Here is an 18636-nt window from a genome sequence, read left to right on the forward strand (position 1 = left end):
CGTTGATTGCGCCGGCCAGGAAATTTCGGCCGCATTGCTGCGTCCATTGTCGCTTGCGGCTTGCTAAAGATAAACGCAGTAATGGTTTTCCTGAGACCAGGAAATACTTTAGCTTGCGTAAAATTTCGGGCATCGAAGCGAGCCTGTCTTCTCCGCGGAACGTGAGAAAAACGCGAGCAATGCCATCCATTCGCACCCTCAAAATATTTCTCTCCGTCGCGCGATGCGGCACCTTTGCCGCCGCCGGCAACAAGGTCGGCCTCACCGCTGCCGCCGTCGGCCTGCAGATTCGCGCGCTCGAAAGCGATCTCAATGTTCAGCTTTTCGACCGCAACGCACGCGCGGCGGTGCTCAATCCCGTTGGCCGCGCCCTCATTCCCGAGATCGAGGAAATCGTGCGCCGCTACGAGCTTCTCGAGGTCGCCGCCGGCGGCGACGAAATGTCGGGAACGGTCGTGATCGGCGCACTCGTCTCCGCGCTGATGGGCGCGTTCGCGGATGCCTTATGGTCAATACGTCAACACCATCCTCGCCTCGACGTGCATCTGCTCGCCGGCATGTCCAGCGATTTCGCGCGCCAGGTCGAAGTCGGCGAACTCGATGCGGCGGTCGTCACGCAGTCTCCGCATCCCCTGGCATCCACACTCCTTTGGACACCTCTGTATTCGGAACCGATGATTCTCATCATGCCGACGGCCCCGCACTTCGATTTGCCGCCGCAGCAGGACGACATCCTCCGCCATGCGCCATTCATGCGCTTCGACCGCAGCACATGGACCGGACACCTCGTGCAGAATGTGCTCGATCAATGCAAGGTCGAAGTCAACGAAGCGATGGAACTGAACTCCGTCGAGGCGATCGTCGCCCTGGTGCGTCAGGGCTTCGGCATTTCGATCGTTCCCGAACTCGCGAACGTCGATTTCGTGAACGATCGCGCGATCCACGTCATGCCGCTCGACGGCGTCGACGTGCGGCGCCACGTTGGCCTGCTCGAACGCACGAGGCACAGCCGGACGGCATTCACCGGCGCGATCAAGCATTACTTCAAGGCGACCTGACACCTCTCGCGACCGCTGCGCGCGCTCACGCCGCCAACGCGCGCAGCTGATCGAGCAGCGCAGCGGGAATGTCGATGCCCTCGCGCGCCGCGGTGTCGGCGAGACCGGAGCGTCGTTGCCCCGGCAACCGTACCTCGGTGTCCTGCAGCATCACTTCGATCAACGCCTCGACGCGCGCAAGATAGGCGGCATGGCCCGCCAGCGCACCTGGATCGATCGCCCAGAACAGGTGGCCCACGCGCGACTTCTCGCCCGCTTCGGTCAGGAACGAACCCGCCTCGTAGCCGAAGTTCGCCCCGGCCAGCGCGGCTGCCAGCAATTCGACCATGAGCGCGAGCATTGCCCCTTTCGCCCCGCCGAACGGCAGCATCATGCCTTCCAGCGCGGCCTTCGCATCGGTTGTCGGCCGGCCGTCGCGCGAGGTCGCCCACCCTTCGGGAATCGGCTTGCCTTCGCGGGCGGCCACCATGATCTTGCCGCGCGCGACGTTGGACAACGACAGGTCGATCATCAACGGCGAGCCGTCGCGGCGTGGAAACACGGCCGCCACGGGGTTGGTGCCGAACACGGCATGCCGCCCGCCCCACGCCGGCATCGCGGCGGGCGTGTTGCTGAACGCAAGCCCCACCATGCCGGCCGCGCCGACCGGCTCCAGATGCCAGGCGCCCGCGCCGAGATGGTGGCTGCGCTTCACGCTCACGACCGCACTGCCGTGTTCGCGCGCGCGGTTCACGAGCGTTTCGACGGCCAGTTCGCAAGCCGGAAACGCCATGCCGTCCGCCGCATCGATCAAGACCGCGGCATGGCGCGACGCGACGACTGACGGGCTGGCTTTCGCGTCGACACGGCCGTTGCGCAACTGCGCGACATACATCGGCAAACGCGCGACACCGTGCGAAGACAGGCCGCGTTCGTCGGCATAGACGAGCGCGCGCGCCGTGGCCTGCGCCGTGCGCGGCGTGGCGCCCGCAGCAAGCATCGTGCGCGCGGCCAGGTCGTGAAGATCACCGGACGAGATCCGCGTCATATCAGTGTTCCTTCGTTGTCGTTGAGTCATGCTCGCCCGCGAGCAACGCATTCGTCACGCGCGACGCGACCAGCGTGCTCACGCGCTCGTTGGACTGCACGGTCAAGCCCGCAATATGCGGCGTGAGGATCAGGTTGGGCGCGCCGGCAAGCGGCGAGCCCGCCTTGAGCGGTTCGTCGGCGAACACATCGAGCGCGGCGCCGCCCAGGCGGCCTTGCGTCAGCGCTTCGGCCAGCGCGCGTTCGTCGATCACGCCGCCGCGCGACGTATTGATCACGATGGCGTGCGGTTTGAGCCTCTGCAGTTGCGCCGGGCCGAGCAGATTGCGCGTGCTCTCGACGAGCGGCACGTGAACGGTCACGACGTCGGCAGCGCGCAGTGCGTCGTCAAACGACATGCCCCGGGTGCCCGTCTCCTGCCAGCAGGCCGCATCCGCCGGAATCTGCGGATCGAAGCCCACGACCTGCATGCCGATGCCGCGCGCCAGCCGCGCGACGAGCCGCCCAATGCCGCCAAAACCGATCACGGCCATCGTGCCACCCGCCGCTTCACGTCCGTTCGAGAGCGCGGTACGCGGCCACTGCCCTTGCGCGACGGCGGCGCTCGACAGGTACGCGCCGCGCAGCAGCATCAGCGACGTCGCGATCACATACTCGGCCACGGCTGCCGCGTTGGCGCCCGTGGCAGGAAACACCTGCACGCCGCGCTCGCTGCACGCGCCGAGTGCGATATTGTCGAGCCCGACGCCGAGCCGCCCGACCACGGACAAGCGCGGTGCGTCGGCCAGCAGCGCGGCGGTGACCTGTGTCCGGTTGCGCACGATCAGCGCGTCGGCGTCCGCCAGCAGACTGCTCAGCCGCTCGGGTTCGTCCACGAGCGACGCGTGTGCGTGCACGTCGAAATGACGCCGCAGCGATTCCACCGCCGGCGCATCCATGAATTCGCTGATAACGATTTTTTTGCGACCGGTTTTCAATTTGGGCGCTCCTGTGCATAAGCGGGCGCCTTGCTTTCGTTGGCGCTCCCAACCGCTTCGGACTCCATATCGCTCATGCCATGAACGGCGCGCGGCGCGGCCAGCACCTTGCGCGCCGCCTCGGCGTCGAACACGCCCTCCCAGCGCGCGACCACGATGGTCGCCACCGCGTTGCCGATCATGTTGACGATCGCGCGAATTTCGTTGAGCACGCGGTCGATGCCGATGATCAGCGTGATGCCGGCAACAGGAATGATGTTGTGGGTGGAGAGCGTGGCCGTGAGCGCCACCAGCGCCGCGCCTGCAACGCCCGCGCCGCCCTTGGAGGTCAGCAGCAGGATGGCGAGCAGGCCGAGCTGCTGCAGCAGCGACAGATGCGTGTTGGTCGCCTGTGCGATGAAAAGCGACGTCATCGTGAGATAGATGGCCGCGCCGTCCAGATTGAACGAATAGCCGGTTGGCAGCACGAGGCCGACGACGGGCTTCGGGCAGCCCAGGCGCTCGAGCTTGTCCATCAGGCGCGGCAGCACCGATTCCGTGGTCGACGTGCCGAGCACGATCAGCAGCTCCTCGCGCAGATAGTTGAGCAGCGGCCACAAGCCGACGCCGGCCCAGCGACAGATCGTGCCGAGCACGAGGACGATGAACAGGATGCTGGTGAGATAGAAACAGACGATCAGCAGGCCGAGTTGCTGCAGCGTCCCGATGCCATACTTGCCCACCGTGAACGCCATCGCGCCGAACGCACCGAGCGGCGCAAGACGCATGATCATTTCGACGATACGCATGAGCGCCTCGCCACTCTGCTCGATCACGCGCGCGAGGAACCGGCTGCTGCGCGACATGATCGACAACGCTACGCCGAACAGCACGGAAAACAGCAGCACCTGCAGCAGGTTGCCGTGCGCGAACGCACCGACCACCGAGTTCGGCACGATTTCTTCGAGGAGGCTTTGCGACGCCGCTGCATGCGCTTCGCTTACATAGTGGCTCACGGCCTGCGTGTCGAGCGAAGCCGGATCGATATTGAGCCCTTCGCCAGGATGCAGCACGTTCGCCACCACCAGACCGATGACCAGTGCAAGCGTCGTCACGGCTTCGAAATAGACGATTGTCTTGACGCCCACTCGCCCGACATGCTTGAGGTTTTCCATCCGTGCGATGCCGAGCGACACGGTGCAGAAAATCACCAGCGTAATGAGCATCTTGATCAGGCGAATGAACGTGTCGCCCAATGGTTTCATTTCGACGCCGAAATGCGGCCAGAAATAGCCGACGAGAATACCGGCCGCCAGTCCGATCAGGACCTGGGCATAGAGATGTCTGAGCACGCGCAAGGTGGTGTCTCCTCCACTCGCTGCTGCCTGGTGAAACAGCTTCGCGCACCGTGGGCGGACTTCCGTGGTCCACGTTCGACGGCCATGCCTGCAAGGCCTTTTGCGCCGCGGCGCGCGCAACTGTCATGGAACTGCGGGGATACTGCATTCGCAAGCCCGCCGCACAGGCGGGCTTGCGGGACGTGGCTTGCGTGGCTCAGGCGCTTTCGAACAGACGCGTGAGCACGAACTCGCGATGGCCCAGCGTTTCCGCCGCGGTCCAGCGGCCGTTCGCCGTTGCGAGCATCGATTCGAGCAGCTTGTCGCCGGCCTGGTCGAGGTTCTGCTCGCGCTGCAGCAGGCCCGACACATCGACGTCGATGTGCTCGCTCATCGTGCGCACGGTGCGCGGATTCGCGCAGATCTTGATGACCGGCACGATCGGATTGCCGATCACGTTGCCCTGTCCCGTCGGGAAGAAATGCACGGCGAAACCGGAAGCCGCGCACAGCGTCACCATCTCCGCCGCCGCCGAAGACGAGTCCATGAACCACAGGCCCGAATGGGTCGGCTCCTCGGCCTTGTCGAGCACGCCGTCCACGCGGCACTTCTTGCCGATCTTCTGGATGTTGCCGAGCGCCTTCTCCTCGATCGTGGTCAGGCCGCCGGCGATATTGCCCTTGGTGGGCTGCGACTCCGAGAGGTCGTCGGTCTTCCAGCGGTTGATCATGTCCTGATAGCGGTCGAACATGAACTGGAAGCGCTCGCGCACCTGGTCGTTTGCGCAACGCGCCGCGACGATCTGCTCGCCGCCCGTCAGCTCCGACGTCTCGCCGAACACGAGCGTCGTGCCGAGGCCGTAGAGCTTGTCGAACGCATTGCCGACCGTCGGGTTCGCGCCGCAGCCCGAAGTCGTATCCGACTCGCCGCACTTGGTCGACACCCACAGATCGGCGATCGGGCACGCCTCACGCTCGAGCGTCGTCGCCCACTGCACCATTTCCTTCGCGGCCTTCGAAGCGCGCATGATCGTGTCATGGTCGCCGTGCAGTTCGATGCCGAAGCCCATCACCGGCTTGCCCGACTTCGCAATGCCGTCCACCACGCGCTTGGTCCAGCCTTCCTCGATGCCGATGACGATCACGCCGGCCACATTCGGGTTGCAGCCCGCGCCGATCAGCGTACGGAAATGCAGATCGAGGTCCGCGCCGAACTGGAGGCGGCCGTACGGATGCGGCAGCGCCATGGTGCCCTTGATGTTGTGCTCGACCGCTTGCGCGGCGGCGTTCGACAGGTCGTCGACGGGCAGGACGATGACGTGGTTACGCACGCCAACGCGGCCGTTCGAGCGGCGATAGCCGCGGAAAAGGGTGTTCTGGTCAATCACGCTCATGGTGTCTCTCTCTGAATGGGAGGGGTTCGACTGGCTGGCTCGATCGCCGTGCGACGCGCGGCTTACCAGCGCTTCGTCTTGATGTTGTGAACGTGAGCGTGCTCACCCGCCTTGATGGGCGCCACCACCTTGCCGATATCGACGCCGTACTTGTAGACGGTGTCGCCCACGGCCATGTCCTTGAGCGCCACCTTGTGACCGATCGGGATGTCCTGCTTCGCCGGGACCGTGACGATTTCGTCCTCGTCCATGATCCACGCGTTCAGCTGCGTACCCGCCTTGATGCCCTCGACGACCGCGACACCCACCGTGTCCTTCGCCTCGTGCAGCACGATGTGAATCGTCCTGCGTGCCGGATCGGCATGGGCCGCCGTTGAATCGGCCTGCTGTGGTGCTTGAGCTGCCTGGCTCATATGAGTTGTCTCCAGTTGGTTCACGGGGGTCTGGCGCGCGGCCATGCTGCGCATCTTAGACACCCAACTCATCCATGTCAACCATATCATCTATATGTGTTGAATCAGCCAGATGGGGTAAAATCGTCCAACAGTCTGGAAGGCACACCAGGAAGGGAGCACAGCGCCATGAACACGTTGAAGAACAGCGTGCCCCAAGCGAGCGGGGCAGCGAATGCGCCCGTCATCGGGGGTACGCGTTACAAGGAAGTCAAAAACGGCATCCTCGCCGCACTGTCGGCGAAGGAATGGAAAGGCGGCGAGGCGATACCTTCAGAGAAGCGCCTGTCCGAGCGCTTTGGCGTGTCGATCGGGACGCTGCGCAAGGCGATCGACGAACTCGTGGCGGACAACATTCTCGTGCGCCATCAGGGGCTCGGCACGTTCGTCGCGCAACATCAGCGCGATCGCTATTTCTTCCGATTTTTCCGCGTCGTGCGCCAGGACGGCGAGAAGAGCTACCCCACGGTGAGCCTCGTGTCGTTCACGAAGGCCAAGGCCACGCGGGACGTCGCCGCGATTCTCGGCATCGAGCCGAACGCGCGGGTTTTCTCGTTCGTGAACCGCCTGGCGCTGCATGGCGAGGCGGTCATGATCGACAGCATCACCGTTGCTGAGGAGCGTTTCGCGGGACTGACCGAAGCTGCATTGCGCGAGCGCCCCAGCACGCTTTACAACTTCTACCAGGACGCGTTCCACATCAACGTGGTCGGCACCGAAGAACGGTTGCGCGTCGCGACGGCCAACGAGGTCGAGAGTGAGCTTCTCGAGGTGGCGCCTGGTACACCATTGCTCGAAGTTCGGCGCATTGCCTACTCGTATCATCAGGAACCGGTCGAGCTTCGCATCTCGCACGTGAACACCGCGCGCTACGAATACGTCGGTCCTTCCGCTTCACACGAAGAACCGCTCTAGGTTTTCACGCTGCCGCTGCGCTCGCCCCGCTGGACGGGCGCAGCGTTGCCGTCGCTCAGGCGGCCAGGTGAAACACGCTCACTGTCCTTTCGAGCAGCCTCGCCTGGTCCTGCATGGATTGCGCCGCCGCCGACGCCTGCTCCACGAGCGCAGCGTTCTGTTGCGTCGCTTCGTCGATCTGGCTGATCGCGCGGTTGACCTGCTCGATACCCTCCGTCTGCTCATGGGTGGCCGCCGAAATCTCGGCCATGATGCCGGTCACGCGCCCCACGCTCTCGACGATTTCCGACATCGTCGAACCGGCGCGCGCCACGAGCGCGCTGCCCGTGTCGACCCTCGCCACCGAGTCGTCGATCAGCGCCTTGATCTCCTTGGCGGCTGCCGCGGAGCGCTGCGCGAGACTGCGAACCTCGGCGGCAACCACCGCGAAGCCGCGTCCCTGCTCGCCGGCACGCGCCGCCTCGACGGCGGCGTTGAGCGCGAGAATGTTGGTCTGGAAGGCGATACCGTCGATCACGCCGATGATGTCGACGATCTTGCGCGAGGACTCGTTGATGGATTTCATCGTGTCCACTACCTCGGAGACCACCGCGCCACCCCTGCCCGCCGCTTCCGACGCCGACGCCGCGAGGTCGTTCGCATGCTGTGCGTTCGACGCGCTCTGCTGCACCGTCGACGTCAGCTCCTCCATGGACGCAGCCGTCTCCTGCAGCGATGCGGCCTGCTGCTCCGTGCGCGACGACAGGTCGAGATTGCCCGAGGCGATCTGTTGCGAAGCCGTACTGACCGACGCGGTCGACGCCAGCACGGTGCCGATCACGCCAACGAGGCTCTCCTGCATGCGCTTTGCAGCCAGGGCAAGCGTGCCGATCTCATTGTGGCCGTGTTCGCCGATGCGCGCGGACAGGTCGCCTTGGGCGACGCGGTCAAGATGCTCGCCCAAGGCTTGCAGCGGCTTCTGAACGACGCGGGACAGCGCCCGGCGCGCGGCTACCGCGACCACGACGGTGAAAACGAGGCACACCGCGATCATGATCTGGAGGAACGACGTCGTGTCGTTCGCGGCTTCCTTCGCCGCGTGGCCGCGTTTGGTGGCACGCTTGACGAACTTGTCCATCTCGTCGTTGAACGCGCGCGATGCCGCGATGCTTTCGATCGCGCTGATGTGATTGAAGGTGGCCATGTCGTTGGCCGCGAGCGCCTTCTGTTCGTTGCGCACGCAATCGTTCAGCGCGTTGTAGGTCTCGACGATACGGCGGGCGAGTTGCTGGTCGTCCGGGTCGGAGCGCGGAATCTTCGCGAACGCCTCGATGCGCGCCTGGCCCTGCGCCAGCCTCGCGTCGACGGTCTCCGTCAAATTCTTTGCCGCCGCGGTTTCACCGATCTGGGCCGCGCTCTGTGCGGCCGAGATCGACACGCGGGCGCGTTGCGTGGCGGCAAACGCCTCGCTCACGTCGGTCACTTCGACCGTCGCCTGGCTCATCGCCTCGACCGAGGCCGCAGTCTCACGCACCCCCTTGAGCGCCATGAGATTGCTGACGCCAATCACGACGACCAGCAGCGACAGCACTGCGGTCAGGATAGTACTGATCCGGAATTTGCCCACTTCTGTCCCCAAGTGTCAGCTTTTTTTGTGACTGCGGGTAGTCGCGGTGGGTGGTACCGCTGCGACTACGACCTGCATATCGGCAAGGCGCTCACGACACTTGAGGATCTTTTGATAATCTGACAAAAACAGAACATCCGCCGGCTCAAGAAAGCATTCTGTCAACTTGCGTAACGCGGGCCCTCGGACAAGCCACGGTTTGGCGCTCGCCACTTTTCCCGATCCGCGCCAGCAAGATATTCAGGATGCCTTCAGGTATGCGATAGCCACCGGAGTCAGTAGCGCGCAAGCTGGCTGCCATTGACCTGCACGCGGTCGCCGGGGCGCAGGTCGCCGGGCGTCGGCACGTTGAACGCACGGGTTGAGCCGTCGCTCAATTGCACGTCGATCTGGAATCCTGCGGGCTGGCCCATCTGCTGGCCGATCTGGTTGCCTGCATAGGCTCCGCCGAGCGCGCCGATGACGGTCGCGGCGTCGCGGCCGTGGCCGCCGCCGACCTGATTGCCGAGAACGCCGCCAACCAGCGCGCCGACCACGGTTCCGGCGATGCCCGAAGCCCCCGTGGCGTTGCTCAACGGCCGGATGCTCGAGATCGTGCCGTACTGCGTTCCGTATTGGTTGCCGTATTGCGGGTTGTTGTACTGCGCACCGTACTGACCGTTGCTTTGCGTGTCGTACGGCGGTTGCGGCGCAGGCGGCGGCGCATAGGCGGGTTGCTGCACGGTGCCCGGCTGCGCGTAAGCGGGCTGGCTATAGGCAGGCGCCGCATACTGGCTCGGGTAGCCTTGCTGCGCGCCGTACGGCGTGTAGCCCGGGGCAACGCATGCGGACAACGACAGACTGGCTGCCGCGACAAGCGCGGCGGTGAGGGCGGACTGGGTAGAGAGCATGAACGTCACGGTGGGTTCGCATTGCCGCCGAAGCGGGCACGGCAAGCATAGGGAGGAATGGCGATTGCGCGGAGTATACGGAAAGCCCGCCCGGACGTCCGCTGCGCGAGGGTAACAACATGTAAAGTCCGTTGCCGGGTGAAGGGCGGCGCGCCGCGCGCGGCGCCCTTCACCCGTTGGACTCAGTCAGTCGCCGGATTCCCCGGGATTTTCAATGCAGGGTCTGGACGGTGCCCATGGCATCGGCATATTCCGACGCGGCCTGCTCGAGGATCGCGCAGCGGAAGTCGAACTTGACGCGGAGGATCGCGGATTCGACCCGTGCGTCGCCGCGATGGCCCCTCAGGCGAGTGTCGATCGCCTCCTCGACGGCGAGAATCGCCTGCTCGATACTCTCCGGATCGTCGCTGTCGAACCCGACCTCGACCTCGATGCTCTCCAGCAGGTTCAACGCGGTCGCAATGTCTTCGGAAGCGACGAATAGCGTCTCGGCGTGTTCTCTCATCTACCCCTCCCCGTTGGTTGTCCAGCTCTTCAGGCAGCTGCGAGTTGCACGCCTATCGTTGCACATCCGGAACGATCCTGCCGGCGACGAAGGGCGGTGTTGGGTTCGAAACAACGGTAGGGTTGCAGTCCATCCTGAGGCGAATAGAATCGAAGGTTCCAGCCGATAGCGTAAAGGCAATCGGGCCGCCGTCGGGCGCGTGTTTGACCTGCTAGACTGGAAGTTCCCCCGCGAACCATGGAGGGAATCATGACGACTGTCTACGTGGTGAAGACCGGTGAGCAGTACCTCTGCTGCGCAGAGGACGGCGATATCGGCATGGCACCGGAGATTGGCGGGGCCAAGTCGTTCGTCTCATATGAGGAAGCCGAAAAGGCGGCGTCCCTGCACGCCGACCCCGGATACGAAATCGTCGCCGTCAGCGTTGCCACACACTGACGCGCAAGGCTCTTCCCCTCGACTTACTGGAACTTGCCAGCCGGCGCTTTCGGCTGGCTTTCGGCTGCACTGCCGGCCAGCGCATGAACCGATCCGGCAAGGAAGTCCAGGATCAACGCGTTCACCTCGTCCGGGCGCTCTTGCTGCACCCAGTGACCCGCTTTCGCAATGAGATGCTTCTTCCAGAGGTTGGGAACGTTGATCTCCAGCGCGTCGTAGTCCTTCGCGGCCATCTTCACGACGCCGTCCAGCGCTCCCGCGAGAAAGAGCGTCGGCTGCATGATGCGGGCGCCGTCGAGGAAGCTGGTCAGCGCCCAGTTGCGATCGATATTCCGATACCAGTTGATTGGTCCACGAAACCCGCTGCGCTCGAACTGCGCCACGAAATATTGCAGATCCGTCTCGGTCAGCCACGGCGGAAGCGCGTCGGGCAACGTGAGGTTGTCCACGAGCCGGGTCGATTTGGGAAAGGTCGCGAAGTTGGCCGGCTGCCCTTTCATGACCGGGTCTCCCGACGCCGTGTAGAGAATGCCAAGGATCGAGTGGCGGACACTCTCTTCCAGTTCGTGCTCGACGCGTCCCGGCAACTGAAAATAGTCCTGATAGAAATGACACTCCTGCGTGATCTGTGCGAAGCGCACCGACGGGCGGACCGGACGTCGAGGCATGTAAGGAACGCTCAGCAGGCCGAGAACGGGAAACAGGTCCGGACGCAGCAGTGCCGCGTAAGCGGCGACAGCAGCGCCCCAGTCATGTCCGATCAGAATCGCCCGCTCCTCGCCGAGAGCCTTGACGAGGCCGACCAGGTCACCGACGAGGTTCAGAATATCGTAAGCCTCGACGGATTCCGGGGCATCGGTGAGCCCGTATCCGCGCTGGTCGGGCGCCACCGCGCGATAGCCCGCGGCCGCCAGCGCGTCGATCTGCCAGCGCCACACATACCAGGACTCCGGCCAGCCGTGACAGAGCAGCACGAGCGGGCCCGTGCCTTTTTCGACGTAGTGCATGCGGATGCCGTTCACGTACGCGAACTTCTCTTGCAACCCGTTCATCATGGAGTCGACCTCGTCTCACGCGGTGGGAAAGCGCCTGGCGACCATTGTGAATGCAGCATCGCAAGGCTTCAACCACGCCAGTCGTTTCGAGCGCGAACCGGGAGATCAGGGATCGGCGCGTGCCGTGCGGCCCTCCGCGCGCGCCGTGACGCTCAGGTAGTCGGCGGGGGTATCCATGTCGACACAAAAGCGGTCGTGCGCCGCCTGATGGAGAAACACCTCGCCGCCATGCCCGGCGATCAGCTTGCGGCAGCCCGGATTCACGCGGCCGCCCACGACCTCGGGACAATAGCTCGACGCAAACACCACAGGATTGCCGCGTACGCCGTCAAACATCGGCACCAGGATCGAACCGTACGGCATCGACGCGTAGGCTTCGATCAGTTCGCGATAGTCGGCCGTTTCGAGCAGCACCTGGTCGGCGAGGCAGATCATCACGGCGTCGCACGGCGCCTGCAGCGCGGCAACGCCGCTCGCAACCGACGTCATCTGTCCTTCCCGGTAGCGCGGGTTGCTCTGGAAGCGCACGTCGAGGCCATCGAGCGCTTCGAATATGGCCCGGCCATTGAATCCGGTCACGACGACGACCTCCTCGGGTCGCGCCGAAACGATGGCGCGCACGACGCGCCGCACGGCGGGCTCGCCGCCCACCGGCAGCAACAGCTTGTGACGCCCCTCCATGCGCGCGGACAGGCCCGCCGCGAGCACCACAGCCGAAAACCTCCGGCCGCTCATCGCGCCCCCGCGGGCGGGCCGTCCGGGCGACCGGCAGCGAGCGGGGCGGCCTCCAGATAGCGCCCGGGGGCGCGCTCGAACTCGGACTTGCAGCCGTCGCAGCAGAAGTACACCTTGCGTCCGCGATAGTCGAGAACATGCTTTGCCTTCGCAATCTCGACGCTCATGCCGCAGACGGGGTTCACATAGCGTCCCGCCTCCGCCACGGCTGCGCCGAGCGCCTCGCACGGCGGCAGCGGCGGTACGGCTTCCGTCGCGATCGCGGCCCGCGGCGCCGCCGCCTCGGCCATCTCCTGCATTTCGTGCATCTCGTGCCGCAGCGCGACGAGTCCCGCCACGGCGCCCAGTGCGATCTCCTGCGGCGTGTGCGCATGGATCGCCGGACCCGCCGGCGCGTGCAGCGCCGCGAGCCGGGTTTCGTCGATGCCGCGCAGGCGCATTGCTGCGCGCAACCGCTCGGCCTTTCTGTGACTCGCGATCAGCAGCACCGCCGCCGCGGCGCTGCGCAGCGCGGCTTCGAGCGCCTCCTCGTCGCGCTCGCCTTGTGTGGCGATCAGCACGAACGACGTACCGGCGCGATCCAGCGCGGCGGCATCGACGCCCGGCTGCCCGGCGCGCGCCACGTCGGCCGCCAGGCTCGCGCGAAACCCGACGCGCCGTGCGAGCCCACACGCCTCCTGCGCCGCGGGCGTGGCGCCGAGCACGGCCACGAGCGGCGCGGGCACGGTGGGCTGGATGAAGAGTTCCAGCGCGCCGTTGCTCGCGCACGGCATCGCATGCGCCTCGACTTCGGCCTCGGCTGGCGCCGGCTCATTGCTGATCCGCACGCGCCGCGGCTGCCCCGTGCGGATCGACTCCCGCGCGGCCTCGATGACGATCGTCCGCGAGCAGCCCCCGCCTACCCAACCGTGCAGCGCGCCGTCGGCCGCAACAAGCGCCTGGGCGCCGACGTGCGTCGAGCTTGGCGGCGCGGCACGGATCACGGTGACGACCGCGAACGGTGCGCCCGCATCGATCAGCCGCTGCTCGCGCTGCAGCAGATCCGCGGCGTCCGGGAGGGTCTCGCTCGATTCGGCATGGACATTCATTGCAACGCCTCGAGAATGTGAGGAAAGATCCGTTCGAGACTCGCGAGGTCGCGGGCCCCGGCAAACAGGTCGAGATGCGGCAGCGCGGCCTGCATGCCCGCGCTGACCGGCGCGAATCCGGGACGATCGCCGAGCGGGTTGAGCCAGACGAGCGAATGGCAGCGCCGCCGGATCGCGGCAAGCGACGCGCCGAGCTGCGCCACGTCGCCCGCGTCGTAGCCGTCGCTGACGATCACGACCGCGGTCCGCGCATGCAGCAGGCGCGGCGCGTAGTGCGCATTGAAAGCGGCGAGACTCTCGCCGATGCGCGTCCCGCCGGCCCAGCCCTCCGAGATGAGCTGCAGGCGCTCCTGGGCGCGGCGCGGATCGGGGTCGCGCAGCGCTTCGTCGACGCAGACGAGCCGCGTATGGAAGACGAAGCTGTGGACGTCCGGCAAACGCCCGCTCAACACGCGCGCGAGCCGCAGGAAGAAGAAGCTGTAGAGGCTCATCGAGCGGCTCACGTCGAGCAGCATGACGATGCGCGGGCGCTGCCGGCGTTTGCGCCGCCAGCCGAGTTCGACCGGCAGCCCGCCGCGCGAGACGCTGCGCCGCAGGGTCCAGTGCAGATCGAGCGCGCGCCCGCGGCTCGCGCGTTGCTCGCGGCGCGTCTGGATGCCGTGCAGGCGCTGGGCGAAGCGGCGGATTGCGGCATCGATGGCGAAGAGTTCGCTGCGATCGTTCAGGTGGCGCAAATCCGCATGCGCGAGCGACTCGCTGCGCGTGGCGCCCTCGTTCGCGGCGCAGCCCTCCTGCGCGGCGCCATCGCCGCATCCTGCGAGCGACACCGGCGTGCCCTCACCCGCATCGGACGGGCCGCAGGCCGTGTCGTCGCGCGCAAGCGGCCCGGCGCCGCCGGCACGCGTCCCGGCGAGCTTGCGCCGGTTCGGCGCGAGGAAGTACGCGTCGAACAGTTCGTCGAAGCGCCGCCACTCCTGCGCGCGCGAGCACAGCAGCGCACGCAGGCTCCAGCGCAGCACGTCGCGCTCCGTCTGGCCCATGCGCTGCACCACCTCGAGCATTGCAGCAATGTCCGCGTTCGTCACGCCGAATGCGTTCGCGCGCAGCCAGCCCGCGAAGCCCGCATAGCGCGCGACGACGCGATCGGCGAGAGCGTGCGGCGCCGCGCGAGGCATCGTGCTGTCGATGCCGGTCAGCATGACGCCACCAGTTTTTCGACCACGGGCCGCGTGAGACTGGCCTGATCCTCGCGTGTTTTCACAAGCGCGGCGAGCGAATCCATCACGCGGTCCACGCCGTTTTCGTCGAGCGCACTCACGCCGAGGCGCAGCAGCGCGGCCACCCAGTCGAGCGTTTCCGCGAGGCCGGGCTTGCGGCGCAGCGCCATCTCGCGCACCGCATGGACGAATTCGACGATCTGGGCCGCCAGCGCCTGGGGCACCTCGGGAACCTGGGTCCGCACGATCATGAGTTCGCGCTGGAACGACGGGTAGTCGACGTACTGGTACAGGCAGCGGCGGCGCAGCGCGTCGGAGATCTCGCGCGTGCCGTTCGAGGTGAGGATCACATAGGGCCGCTCGGTCGCGCGGATCACGCCAAGCTCGGGAATCGAAAGCTGGAAATCCGATAGCAGCTCGAGCAGGTAGGCCTCGAACGCCTCATCGGTACGGTCGATTTCGTCGATCAGCAGCACGGGCGCGGGCGCGGTCGTAATGGCTTCGAGCAGCGGGCGCTTGAGCAGATAGCGCTCGGAGAAGATGTCGTGCTCCTTGTCGCGCAGCGGCCGCGTGTCCTGCTCGAAGAGCTTGATCGCGAGCAGCTGGTGGACATAGTTCCACTCGTATAGCGCCGCGTGCGCGTCGAGCCCCTCGTAGCATTGCAGGCGGATCAGCGGCGCGTCGAGCAGGCGCGCGAGCGCCTTCGCGACCTCGGTCTTGCCTACACCCGCCTCGCCCTCCAGCAGCAGCGGGCGGCGCATTTCCAGCGTGAGCAGCAGCGCCGCCGCGAAGCTGCGCTCCACGATGAACCGGTGGCTCGCCAGCTTCGCCTGCAGCGCGAGGACGTCCGGCATGCGGTCGGTTTGCGCCATGGCGTGCCTCAGCGGCCTTGCGCCTTGTGCGTGAAAAGCCCGCGCAGCCAGTCGCGCACGATGGCCCAGACAAACGCAATGCCATTGAGCTCGGTGGCTTGCGCAGGCGCGGCGGCCGCCCTCGAAACCGGCGCCGATACCGGCTCGTCCGCCGCGCTCCCGGCAGCGCCTGCCGTGGCTTGCGGCGGCGGCGCCACGGCACTCAGGCGCGCCGAGAAGTTCGCGACGAACTGCTTGAGCAGCTGCTCCGACACCGGTCCCATGAGCCGCCCGCCCAGCGCGGCGGCCTTGCCGCTCATCGTCACTTCGCTCTTGCCGGCCAGCGTGCTCGTCTCGCCCGTGGGCTGCACACTGGCCGTGAGATCCATCGTCGCCGCCGAGCTGCCGGTCGAATCCGTGCCCTTGCCGAGCAGATGCAGGCTGCGTGCCGAGGCGTCGAGCGCGAGCACTTCGATGTCGCCCTTGAACGCCATCGTCGCCGGCCCGAGCCGCACCGTGATGGTTCCTTTGTAGTGCGTATCGTCGACGCGCTCGGTGATCTTCGCACCCGGCATGCAGCCGGCCACCGCCTCGATGTCCTGCATCAACGCCCAGGCGCGCTCCGCGCTCGCGTCGAGCGCAAATGCCTTGTCGAGTACGACTTTCATTGCGGACTCCTCATGCGCGCGTGCTTCGGCTCAGACTGGCCGCGTCAATCCCAGCTCGCGGCATTGCTGCCACACGCGAAATGCGTTGTGCGGCATGTTCATGTGCGTGACGCCGAGATGCGCGAAAGCGTCGACCACGGCTGCGGTAAAGCATGGAATCGAGCCCACGTGCGGCGATTCGGCCACGCCCTTTGCGCCGATCGGGTGGTGCGGCGAAGGCGTCACCGTGAAGTCCGTTTCCCAATGCGGCGTTTCCACGGCCGTCGGCACAAAGTAGTCGAGCAGCGTCGCGCCGAGCAGGTTGCCCGCTTCGTCGTACGGCAGTTCCTGTCCGAGCGCGACGGCGAAGCCTTCGGTCAGGCCGCCGTGAATCTGCCCCTCGATGATCATCGGATTGATGCGCGTGCCGCAGTCGTCGAGCGCGTAAAAGCGGCGCACGCGAATCTCGCCGGTATAGCGGTTGATGTCGAGCACGCAGACGTATGCGCCGAACGGGAACGTGAAGTTGGGCGGATCGTAATAGTCGACGGCCTCGAGGCCCATCTCGAGGCCCTCGGGAACGTTGTGATACGCGGCCCACGCGACCTCCTTCACGGTCTTGAACGCATCCGGCGAGCCCTTCAGCACGAAGCGGTCCAGATCGAACTCGACGTCGTCCGGGCTCGCTTCGAGCAGATGCGCGGCGATGCGGCGCGCCTTCTCGCGAATCTTGCGCGAGGCGCGCGCCACCGCGGCGCCCGCAACGGGCGTCGAACGCGAGCCATAGGTGCCGAGGCCGTAGGGCGCCGTGGCGGTATCGCCCTCTTCCACCGTGATTTTCGAGGCGGGAATGCCAGCCTCCGATGCAATGATCTGCGCGTAGGTGGTCTGGTGTCCCTGACCCTGCGTGATCGTGCCCATGCGAGCGATGGCCGAGCCGTCCGGATGCACGCGAATCTCGCATGAATCGAACATGCCCACGCCAAGGATGTCGCACATTTTCGACGGCCCGGCGCCGACGATCTCGGTGAAGTTCACGACGCCGATGCCCATGAGCCACTCGGCATCAGGGTCGGCGCGGCGCTGTGCCTGCTCCTTGCGCAGCGCGTCGTAATCGACGGCGGCCAGCACCTTTTTCAGCGCGGTCTCGTAGTCGCCCGAATCGTATTCGAGGCCAAGCGGCGTCGTGTACGGGAACTGGTCGCGGCCGATGAAGTTGCGCAAGCGGATCTCCGCCTTGTCGATGCCGAGCTTCTGCGCGAGCACGTCCACCATGCGCTCGATCAGGTACACGGCCTCGGTCACGCGAAACGAACAGCGGTAGGCGACGCCGCCCGGAAACTTGTTCGTGTACACGCCCTCGACGCTGACGAACGCATTCGGGATCGCATACGAGCCCGTGCATACATGGAACATGCCGGCAGGCCATTTGGTCGGATCGGCACACGCGTCGAACGCGCCGTGGTCGGCCACCACATTCACGCGCAGTGCCTTGATGCGGCCGTCCTTGCCGGCGGCCAGCTCGCCCGTCATGTGATAGTCGCGCGCGAACGCGGTGCTGGAGAGGTTCTCGTTGCGCGACTCGATCCACTTGACCGGACGCCCGAGCACGATGGACGCCACGATCGACGTCACGTAGCCCGGATACACGCCGACCTTGTTGCCGAAGCCGCCGCCGATGTCGGGCGAAATGATGCGGATATTCGACTCGGGAATCGACGACAGCAGCCCGACCACAGTGCGCACGACGTGAGGCGCCTGCGACGTGATGTAGACCGTGAGGTCGCCGCGCACCTTGTCGAACGACGCGACGCAGCCGCAGGTTTCGAGCGGGCACGGATGCACGCGCGGATACACGATATCCTGCCTGACCGTGACTTCCGCGTTCTCGAACATGCGGTCCGTCTTGTCCCGGTCGCCCATCGTCCACGTGAAGATATGATTAGGATGCCTTCTCGCCCCATGCGCGCCGCCGTCCTTGTCGCGGATGTCCTCGCGAATCACGGGCGCGTCGGGTGCGAGCGCCTTCATGGGATCGACGAGCGCGGGCAATGCCTCGTACTCGACCTCGACGAGTTCGGCCGCGTCGGCGGCGACGTAGCGGTCGTCGGCCACCACGAATGCGACTTCCTGATTCTGGAAGCAGACTTTTTCGTCGGCAAGCACCGCCTGCACGTCGCCTGCGAGCGTCGGCATCCAGTGCAGCTTGAGGGGTTTGAGGTCGTCCGCCGTGAGCACGGCGTGCACGCCGGGATGCGCGAGCGCACGCGCCTTGTCGATACGCTTCACGCGCGCATGAGCGTAAGGACTGCGCACCATCACGCCGAACAGCATGCCCGGCATCTTGATGTCGTCCACGTAGCTGCCCTTGCCCTGGATGAAGCGCGGATCCTCGCGGCGCTTGCGCGAGCAGCCCATGCCTTCGAGCGCGGCGAGACGTTCGAGATTGGCGTCGGGATGGTTCATG

General features: G+C 65.9%; 18 protein-coding genes. 3 read left to right on the plus strand and 15 right to left on the minus strand.

The genetic code is table 11. The annotated features are described in order from the left end of the window. Positions 1-2: 2 nt before the first annotated feature. Positions 3-1058, plus strand: coding sequence for a LysR family transcriptional regulator (locus tag BHE01S_RS05775; protein WP_245639648.1), 1056 nt, complete (start codon positions 3-5; stop codon positions 1056-1058). A 25-nt stretch (positions 1059-1083) separates the two neighbouring features. Here the strand turns inward: BHE01S_RS05775 and BHE01S_RS05780 are convergent, their stop codons facing one another. The 5 genes from BHE01S_RS05780 to BHE01S_RS05800 form a co-directional block, all read right to left on the minus strand. After that, entirely contained in the window at positions 1084-2085 is a 1002-nt protein-coding gene (locus BHE01S_RS05780) for an Ldh family oxidoreductase (RefSeq protein ID WP_042261569.1), read from the minus strand. 1 nt (position 2086) lies between these two features. Continuing rightward, positions 2087-3061, minus strand: a complete 975-nt coding sequence (locus tag BHE01S_RS05785; protein WP_281177742.1) for a hydroxyacid dehydrogenase — start codon at positions 3059-3061, stop codon at positions 2087-2089. Continuing rightward, positions 3058-4398: a C4-dicarboxylate transporter DctA gene (dctA, locus tag BHE01S_RS05790; RefSeq protein WP_042261571.1), complete on the minus strand. Its 1341-nt coding sequence runs from the start codon at positions 4396-4398 to the stop codon at positions 3058-3060. The genes BHE01S_RS05785 and dctA overlap by 4 nt, the downstream gene beginning before the upstream one ends. Positions 4399-4594: 196 nt before the next feature. Beyond that, positions 4595-5770, minus strand: coding sequence for a UxaA family hydrolase (locus tag BHE01S_RS05795; protein WP_042261572.1), 1176 nt, complete (start codon positions 5768-5770; stop codon positions 4595-4597). Between the two features lie 62 nt (positions 5771-5832). After that, the gene (locus tag BHE01S_RS05800; protein ID WP_281177743.1) at positions 5833-6183 is read right to left on the minus strand and encodes a UxaA family hydrolase; all 351 of its coding nucleotides are present in this window, start codon (positions 6181-6183) and stop codon (positions 5833-5835) included. Positions 6184-6351: 168 nt separating this feature from the next. Between BHE01S_RS05800 and BHE01S_RS05805 the strand changes: the two genes are divergently transcribed. Beyond that, positions 6352-7137 carry a GntR family transcriptional regulator gene (locus BHE01S_RS05805; protein WP_042261576.1) on the plus strand — a complete coding sequence of 262 codons (786 nt, stop codon included), beginning with the start codon at positions 6352-6354 and terminating at the stop codon, positions 7135-7137. Between the two features lie 55 nt (positions 7138-7192). Here the strand turns inward: BHE01S_RS05805 and BHE01S_RS39500 are convergent, their stop codons facing one another. From BHE01S_RS39500 to BHE01S_RS05820, 3 genes are all read right to left on the minus strand, one after another. Beyond that, the gene (locus tag BHE01S_RS39500) at positions 7193-8743 is read right to left on the minus strand and encodes a methyl-accepting chemotaxis protein (RefSeq protein ID WP_281177744.1); all 1551 of its coding nucleotides are present in this window, start codon (positions 8741-8743) and stop codon (positions 7193-7195) included. A gap of 275 nt (positions 8744-9018) precedes the next feature. Then, the gene (locus BHE01S_RS05815; RefSeq protein WP_157025159.1) at positions 9019-9642 is read right to left on the minus strand and encodes an outer membrane lipoprotein; all 624 of its coding nucleotides are present in this window, start codon (positions 9640-9642) and stop codon (positions 9019-9021) included. Between the two features lie 202 nt (positions 9643-9844). Next, the gene (locus BHE01S_RS05820) at positions 9845-10138 is read right to left on the minus strand and encodes a hypothetical protein (protein ID WP_042261578.1); all 294 of its coding nucleotides are present in this window, start codon (positions 10136-10138) and stop codon (positions 9845-9847) included. Positions 10139-10387: 249 nt separating this feature from the next. On the opposite strand from BHE01S_RS05820, the gene BHE01S_RS05825 reads away from it, so the two are divergent. Then, the gene (locus BHE01S_RS05825) at positions 10388-10576 is read left to right on the plus strand and encodes a hypothetical protein (protein ID WP_042262082.1); all 189 of its coding nucleotides are present in this window, start codon (positions 10388-10390) and stop codon (positions 10574-10576) included. A gap of 23 nt (positions 10577-10599) precedes the next feature. On the opposite strand, the gene BHE01S_RS05830 is transcribed toward BHE01S_RS05825, so the two are convergent. The 7 genes from BHE01S_RS05830 to BHE01S_RS05860 form a co-directional block, all read right to left on the minus strand. Further along, entirely contained in the window at positions 10600-11598 is a 999-nt protein-coding gene (locus BHE01S_RS05830; protein ID WP_218000400.1) for an alpha/beta fold hydrolase, read from the minus strand. A gap of 138 nt (positions 11599-11736) precedes the next feature. Beyond that, positions 11737-12366, minus strand: coding sequence for a nucleotidyltransferase family protein (locus BHE01S_RS05835; protein ID WP_042261580.1), 630 nt, complete (start codon positions 12364-12366; stop codon positions 11737-11739). Next, complete coding sequence (locus BHE01S_RS05840; protein WP_042261581.1) at positions 12363-13454, minus strand: XdhC family protein; 1092 nt, start codon at positions 13452-13454, stop codon at positions 12363-12365. Before BHE01S_RS05840 ends, BHE01S_RS05835 begins: the two co-directional genes overlap by 4 nt. Beyond that, positions 13451-14653, minus strand: a complete 1203-nt coding sequence (locus BHE01S_RS05845) for a vWA domain-containing protein (protein ID WP_042261583.1) — start codon at positions 14651-14653, stop codon at positions 13451-13453. The genes BHE01S_RS05840 and BHE01S_RS05845 overlap by 4 nt, the downstream gene beginning before the upstream one ends. Continuing rightward, on the minus strand, positions 14647-15543 hold the full coding sequence (locus tag BHE01S_RS05850) for an AAA family ATPase (RefSeq protein ID WP_084068593.1): 897 nt from the start codon (positions 15541-15543) through the stop codon (positions 14647-14649). Before BHE01S_RS05850 ends, BHE01S_RS05845 begins: the two co-directional genes overlap by 7 nt. Before the next feature lie 8 nt (positions 15544-15551). Further along, complete coding sequence (locus BHE01S_RS05855) at positions 15552-16190, minus strand: SRPBCC family protein (RefSeq protein ID WP_042261586.1); 639 nt, start codon at positions 16188-16190, stop codon at positions 15552-15554. A gap of 30 nt (positions 16191-16220) precedes the next feature. Then, positions 16221-18635, minus strand: a complete 2415-nt coding sequence (locus tag BHE01S_RS05860) for an aerobic carbon-monoxide dehydrogenase large subunit (protein WP_042261589.1) — start codon at positions 18633-18635, stop codon at positions 16221-16223. Position 18636: the final 1 nt, after the last annotated feature.

The organism is Paraburkholderia heleia NBRC 101817 (assembly GCF_000739775.1).
Taxonomy (GTDB): domain Bacteria; phylum Pseudomonadota; class Gammaproteobacteria; order Burkholderiales; family Burkholderiaceae; genus Paraburkholderia; species Paraburkholderia heleia.